The sequence below is a fragment of the Acinetobacter sp. genome (assembly GCF_045628685.1).
GTDB lineage: Bacteria > Pseudomonadota > Gammaproteobacteria > Pseudomonadales > Moraxellaceae > Acinetobacter.
Genome location: NZ_JAZQPV010000036.1, coordinates 70,740 through 77,460, shown reverse-complemented (window position 1 = coordinate 77,460; position 6,721 = coordinate 70,740). Strand labels below are relative to the sequence as shown.

General features: G+C 40.3%; 5 protein-coding genes. 3 read left to right on the top strand and 2 right to left on the bottom strand.

Annotation, left to right across the window (positions count from 1 at the left end; all coding sequences use genetic code 11):
• Positions 1–337 precede the first annotated feature (337 nt).
• Positions 338–559 carry a DUF1653 domain-containing protein gene (locus ACKI4H_RS05020; protein WP_407304224.1) on the top strand — a complete coding sequence of 74 codons (222 nt, stop codon included), beginning with the start codon at positions 338–340 and terminating at the stop codon, positions 557–559.
• Positions 560–621: 62 nt separating this feature from the next.
• Positions 622–1,212, top strand: coding sequence for an O-methyltransferase (locus ACKI4H_RS05015; RefSeq protein ID WP_407304222.1), 591 nt, complete (start codon positions 622–624; stop codon positions 1,210–1,212).
• 65 nt (positions 1,213–1,277) lie between these two features.
• Here the strand turns inward: ACKI4H_RS05015 and ACKI4H_RS05010 are convergent, their stop codons facing one another.
• A complete protein-coding gene (locus tag ACKI4H_RS05010) occupies positions 1,278–1,484 on the bottom strand; it encodes a KTSC domain-containing protein (RefSeq protein ID WP_407304220.1) in 207 nt (68 codons plus the stop codon).
• Between the two features lie 255 nt (positions 1,485–1,739).
• Positions 1,740–2,303, bottom strand: a complete 564-nt coding sequence (gene ahpC / locus ACKI4H_RS05005) for an alkyl hydroperoxide reductase subunit C (RefSeq protein WP_131215921.1) — start codon at positions 2,301–2,303, stop codon at positions 1,740–1,742.
• A gap of 528 nt (positions 2,304–2,831) precedes the next feature.
• On the opposite strand from ahpC, the gene hrpA reads away from it, so the two are divergent.
• Complete coding sequence (gene hrpA, locus ACKI4H_RS05000; protein WP_407304228.1) at positions 2,832–6,719, top strand: ATP-dependent RNA helicase HrpA; 3,888 nt, start codon at positions 2,832–2,834, stop codon at positions 6,717–6,719.
• The last annotated feature ends 2 nt before the right edge of the window (positions 6,720–6,721 follow it).

The following is a 6,721-nucleotide window of genomic DNA, read 5'->3' as shown; positions in this document are numbered from 1 at the left end:
AGTTCAATCGGACCTTCAAGGCGTTCAAGAAGTGTTTTTAACTGAGCTGAAGTATTTTGGTCTAACATGGCTAACGTCTCCAACGGAGTAAATGCTTATTCAATAAAGCGATATTAGGATAAATGACTGAATAGGTGAAACGATTCATTTTGATTAAAGTGATCGAATATCTAGATCATACGTGTGTTTAATTGATTCAGCTTTCGATATTAAAGGTGAGGGCTTAATGTGAATATTCAAGTTGTTATTGGGTGTTTTAGGCAAAGAAGCAGATTTATGTCCTGATCAATAGAAATGTTGAGTATGATGAGCGTAAGTTTTTAATAGGTAACCAGTTATGAATCTTAAATCGGGAATTTATCAACATTATAAAGGCAATTTATATCAGGTGTTTCATGTGGCCACCCATAGTGAAACACGTGAAAAACTGGTGGTGTATCAGTGTTTATATGGTGATTATTCGATGTGGATACGTCCTTTAGCGATGTTTCAAGAAACAGTCATCCTAGCGGATGGTCAAGTTGTTCCGAGATTTAAATTGATCCAAGAAACTTCTTGAATACAGATTTCTGGCATAGATCAGTTAGACTTGGAATAATCGCTAAAAAAGAGATATCGGATATGAGCATGAGTTTGGCATTCCAGCAACGGATGCAAGAGCTGTATCAAAGTTTTATCAAATTTGATGCATTACAACATGAGCGTATTCAGCGTTATCGAAATATTGAACCTGATTCGGCATTATTTTTAGCGATGCAAATTCGTATACAGCAGTCGAAAACAATTTTAGAAATTGGAACGTCTACTGGTTATTCGACTTTATGGCTGGCAAATGCAGCACAAAATACACAAGGTCATGTAACTACCTTGGAAATAGATCCATCACGCACTGCTCAGGCGCAACAATATGCGCAAGAGTTGGCGTTGGATCAGGTTATTAATTTTTGGGTAGGGGATGCACAAAAGTTTCTTGAAAATTGTACCGATCAATATGATTTCATTCTGTTAGATGCCGAGCGCGATACTTATGTCGATTACTGGACTTATCTGCAAAACATGATTCATCCGCAAGGCGGCGTTTTGATTGTCGATAATGTCATCTCTCATGCGGCAGAAGTGAAAAACTTTATTGAACTGGTCAAAGATGATGGGCGGTTTATCACTATGACCTTGTCCATAGGTGCAGGGTTGTTTATGATTTGCTATAAATAAAATAGTAAGGAAAATACAAAATCGAGTTCAAAAAATTTACCTGACTTTTTTTTATTTATATGGATTTATATGATTGAAATGCGGGTGAATTGCACATTGTATTCTAAATATTTTTGTACAAAAGCGGTTTTATCAGTGCAGCGCAACAAATTATGATAGATAAACTCGGGAACCGGGTGGTAAAGCTCGCCTGATCCATTATTATAAAAAATTTTCAAATAGCGTGAAGATGCATTGTATTTATAAGAAGTGACGACAAGCATTGTTCCCATAAGCGCTCCTTATTCTTTAGTTCCTCATACAGCATTATATTGACTGCATAGCTTGAAACTAAGATAAAAAGATCCCGACATGTATAGCAGAATTGTAGTATTTTTAATAAAAATGCTGTTATATCAATATGAGAAATGCTTTGGAATTATCACTACAGAATTTTAATTGAGCTGAAGAATTGAATATTTCCTATAATCCATAAAAAACCACGCTTTTTAGCGTGGTTTTTTTGAATCAGCTCAATCTAACCTGAATTAGATTTTACCCACTAAGTCGATTGAAGGAGCTAAAGTAGCGTCGCCTTCTTTCCATTTAGCTGGGCAAACTTCACCTGGGTGAGCGTGAACGTATTGAGCTGCTTTAACTTTACGAAGAAGTTCTGAAGCATCACGGCCAACACCACCAGCGTTGATTTCAACGATTTGGATTTTACCTTCTGGATCGATTACGAAAGTACCACGATCTGCAAGGCCGTCAGCTTCGATTAATACGTCGAAGTTTTTAGCAAGCGTCCAGTTCGCATCACCCACCATTACATATTGGATTTTTTTGATTTCTTCAGAAGAATCATGCCAAGCTTTGTGCGTGAAGTGAGTGTCAGTAGAAACTGAATAAATTTCAACGCCTAATTTTTGGAATTCAGCATAGTTGTCTGCAAGGTCTCCAAGTTCAGTTGGGCAAACAAAAGTGAAGTCAGCTGGGTAGAAGAATACTACAGACCATTTGCCTTTAAGATCAGCTTCAGTTACTTCGATAAATTGACCATTTTGGAATGCAGTTGCTTTAAATGGTTTAACTTCTGTATTAATTAAGCTCATCATTGTCTCCATGATTGAGGTTTGTATTTGATATCCAAAAGAATAGCGAATTTTTTGTTATTGCTGAAACAGTATTTTTACATAATTGAAATCGGAAAAACCGAATTAACTAAGATAAAACCTACTATTTCACCAAATCTGATTTATCCATCTATTCAGTCCTATAAACAAGAGGACTAAATGACCAAAGGTCAGTTTTTCAGCTTGCCTAAGAAGATGACGGCTCAAGCACTAAAATTCAAGGGTAAATTTTTTTAAATTAAGTTTCTTTTTTAAGAATGAAATATTTTTAGGTGAGTCATCTTTTCTAGAGAAAATATTTGAGCTTGCTTAAAGCATATAATCCGTCAATTTAGCTTTATTGATGATTTATTTTTTATGCTTTTGCGGATTCTTTACATCAAACCTGCTCAATAAACATGGCATTGTCTTTCTCTCAAGAGCGTTACAGCGTAAAATATTCAGTTCAATTTTTTGTTTTGGGATAAATTATCTGTGTTAAGTCATTTAAATGTAGATCAATGGGTCATGGCACGTGACCGTCATCGTTTAAATCGGCTACGCAAAGGTAAAGATGCCAGTGAGGCGAAATATCAAGAATTATTAGAAAAATCCAATCATAAAGTTCGTGAGCGCCTGTCTCGCGTTCCGAACATCAAACTGAATCAAGACCTGCCGGTTACCCAATATAAAGACAAGTTGATTGAAGCGATTCAACAGCATCAGGTGATTATTGTGGCGGGGGAAACCGGTTCGGGTAAAACTACACAGTTACCGCAAATTGCCATGCTAGCCGGGCGTGGTTTAACCGGCATGATTGGACATACCCAACCACGACGACTGGCTGCACGTAGCGTATCGCAACGTATTGCTGAAGAAGTCGGTGAAAAGCTGGGTGAATCGATTGGTTTTAAAATCCGTTTTCATGAACAAGGTTCGCAAGATTCTATTGTCCGTTTAATGACGGATGGTATTTTGCTGGCAGAATTGGCCAATGACCGGTTCCTCACCAAATACGACACCATTATTATTGATGAAGCGCATGAGCGTTCACTCAATATCGACTTTATCATGGGCTATTTAAAGCAGCTTTTGCCTAAGCGTCGTGATTTAAAAGTCATTATCACTTCAGCAACCCTAGATGTAAACCGCTTTAGCCGTTACTTTTTTGATGCCCCGATTTTTGAAGTTGAAGGACGTAGTTTCCCTGTAGAGCTGCGTTATCGTCCGATTTCAGAAATGACGATTGGGGGCAGTGATGATGATGAATTTGATGACTTTGAAGAGAACCTGCCCCGTGCAGTGGTTCAGGCAGTCCATGAATGTTTTCAGGATGCGCAGGAAAAAGGTCATCCTGAACATGCCGATATCCTGATTTTTGCCAGTACTGAACAGGAAATTCGCGAACTGCAAGAAACCCTGCAAAAGCATGGTCCACGGCATACTGAAATTTTACCCTTATATGCGCGCTTGGCTTTGGCTGAACAGCAAAGGATTTTTAATCCGGGCGGTAGTGGTCGACGCATTATCATTGCCACCAACGTCGCAGAAACAGCTTTAACTGTACCAAATATCCGCTATGTGATTGATAGTGGCTTTGCGCGTATTTCACGTTATAGCTATCGTTCTCGGGTTCAGCGTTTACCGATTGAAGCTGTATCGCAAGCGGCAGCGAATCAGCGTAAAGGGCGTTGTGGCCGTATTGCACCGGGTGTCTGTATTCGACTGTATTCTGAAGATGACTTCCTGAGCCGTCCTGAATTTACCGAACCTGAAATCAAGCGTACCAATTTAGCCTCTGTAATTTTACAGATGCAAAGCCTGAATCTGGGTGAGCTGGAAAGTTTCGACTTTATTGAACCACCAGATCATCGCTTGGTGAATGATGGTCGCAAGCTACTAATTGAGCTTGGGGCAATGCATGAGAAAAATTCTCCTAAAGCTGAAGAAGGAAAATTATCTTCACAAGCTAGTGCTTCTAAGAATGTGGCAACACAAGGCGGATTAACCAAAATCGGTCAGCAAATGGCGAAGATGCCGATTGACCCGCGTTTGGCCCGTATGATTTTAGGTGGTGCACATTTTGGTGTGCTGAATGAAGTTCTAATTATTGTTGCAGCACTGGCAGTACAAGATCCGCGTGAACGTCCGGCAGATAAACAAACTCAAGCCGATCAGAAACATGCGTTATTTAAGGAAGGCGATTCTGACTTTTTGTTTTACATCAAGTTATGGGAAACCTTGCAGAATAACCGTACTTCAATGAATGAAAACAAACGGCGTAATTTTGCCCGTCAGCACTTTTTAAGCTGGTTACGTTTACGTGAATGGAAAAAAACTCACGAACAATTGACTGAATTAGCTCAAGGATTAAAGCTTTCATTTAATGAGAAAAAAGCCAGTTATGAAAACTTGCACCGTGCTTTATTGACCGGTTTGCTTTCGTTTATTGCCAATAAAACCGATGAAAAAAATGTCTATATGGCAGTGCGGCAGCAAAAGGCCCGCATTTTCCCGGCATCGACTTTGCATAAAGCCGGCGCATCCTGGGTGATGGCTTTTGAGATGGTGGAAACGTCTCAAGTGTATTTGCGGACTTTGGCGAAAATTGAACCTGAATGGATTCTGCTGGCTGCCCCTGATTTGCTGAAGCATCACTATTTTGAGCCGCATTGGTCGAAGAAATCCGGTATCGTCAATTGTTATGACCAGATTTCATTATTTGGCTTGATTATTGAACCGAAGCGTTTGATGAACTATGAAAAGGTTGATCAGCCGGCAGCGCATGAGATTTTCCTGCGTGATGCGTTGACCACGGGTCATTTAGGCATTACCCCACCATTCTTAAAGCATAATTTGCTCAAGCTTGAAGAAGTGGAGCGTGTCGAAGATAAGCTGCGTCGTCGTGATCTGGTGGTCGATGAAGAAACCATTTATCAGTTCTATGCGTCCAAAGTCCCTGATGAGGTCGCCAGCCGACGAACCTTTGAAGACTGGCGGGCAACGGTTGAGCCGCAAAATCCACGTTATTTATTTGTCGATGATGATGCGTTGTGGATGAATGATCGTCCAACGACACAGCAATTTCCAGATTATTTGCACAACGGTTCTTTACGTCTGGCGGCGAGCTATCGCTTTGACCCAAGCCATGATGAAGATGGTGCAACGGTTAAAATTCCAGTGCAAGCCTTGCCACAGGTGGATGAAAATATCTGGTCGTGGGGCATACCGGGCTGGCGTCAGAATTTGATTGAAGCTTTGTTAAAATCACTGCCTAAAGACAAGCGTCGCAATCTGGTTCCAATTCCGGATACTGCGCGTAAGCTGATGAACGGCATTGATGCGGTACATTTACGTGAGCACATTTTCAGTTATTTAGCTTTTCAGTTACGTGGTGAGCAAATCACGGCTAAAGATTTCTCCTTTGATCGGGTTGACCAGTACTTGTTGCCGTTCATTAAAGTCATTGATGAAAAAGGCCGGGTGCTTGAAAAAGGTCGTAATCTGGCTGAACTTAAAGCGCGTTGTCGTACTGAAACGCATAGTCCTGTGAAACAGCTTAAGGGTGAGTTTAAAACCTTCCCGGATAATTTCACTTTTGAAGCCTCGCAAAAAGTGACAGGGGTAATTGTTAAGCAATATCAAGCTTTGGTACCGACCAAAGTATTTGCGGAACTCGATGCGAAAGATGAATCGGGTGTGGTGATTCAAACCTTTAATGATCAGGCTGAAGCGATTCGTCAGCATCGGGAAGGGGTGATTCGTCTGGTTTATATGCAGTTGGGAGACCTGGTTCGTCAGCTAAAAAAACAGATTTCAAAACCCCTGGCTTTGGCCTATTCACCGCTTGGTGACAAGGCCAAACTTGAACAGATGTTAGTTTATGCCACACTGCAGATGACAATAAATGAGCTTCCTGTCAATGCTGAAGAGTTTCAAAACTTGATTTTAAATGTAAAAAAATCTTTCCTAACGCATGGACAAGAGGCATTATTGGTACTGAGTGATATTTATATCCAGTGGCAGGATATTCGTCGGAAATTGTTGGTTTTAGACGATTCTCTGTTTGGGAAAAATATCGATGACATTGAGGATCAGCTTGATTTGATGAATCTTTCCGACTTTGTGTATGTGAAATCTTCAGACATCTGGCAGGAATTCCCCCGTTATTTAAAGGCATTGATCTTGCGTTTAGAGCGCTTGCCAAATAACCTACAAAGGGACAATTCTGCCATTGATCAAGTTGACCCATGGATGGAAAAATTATTTAAGTTTAAAAATGATGCCCGCCTGAAAGAACTGTACTTCATGGTTGAAGAATTTCGCATTAATTTGTTCTCACAGCCAATGAAAACAAAGATGCCTGTTTCTCCAACCCGATTGCAAAAAGTATGGGATCAGTTAGGTATCAGTTAACA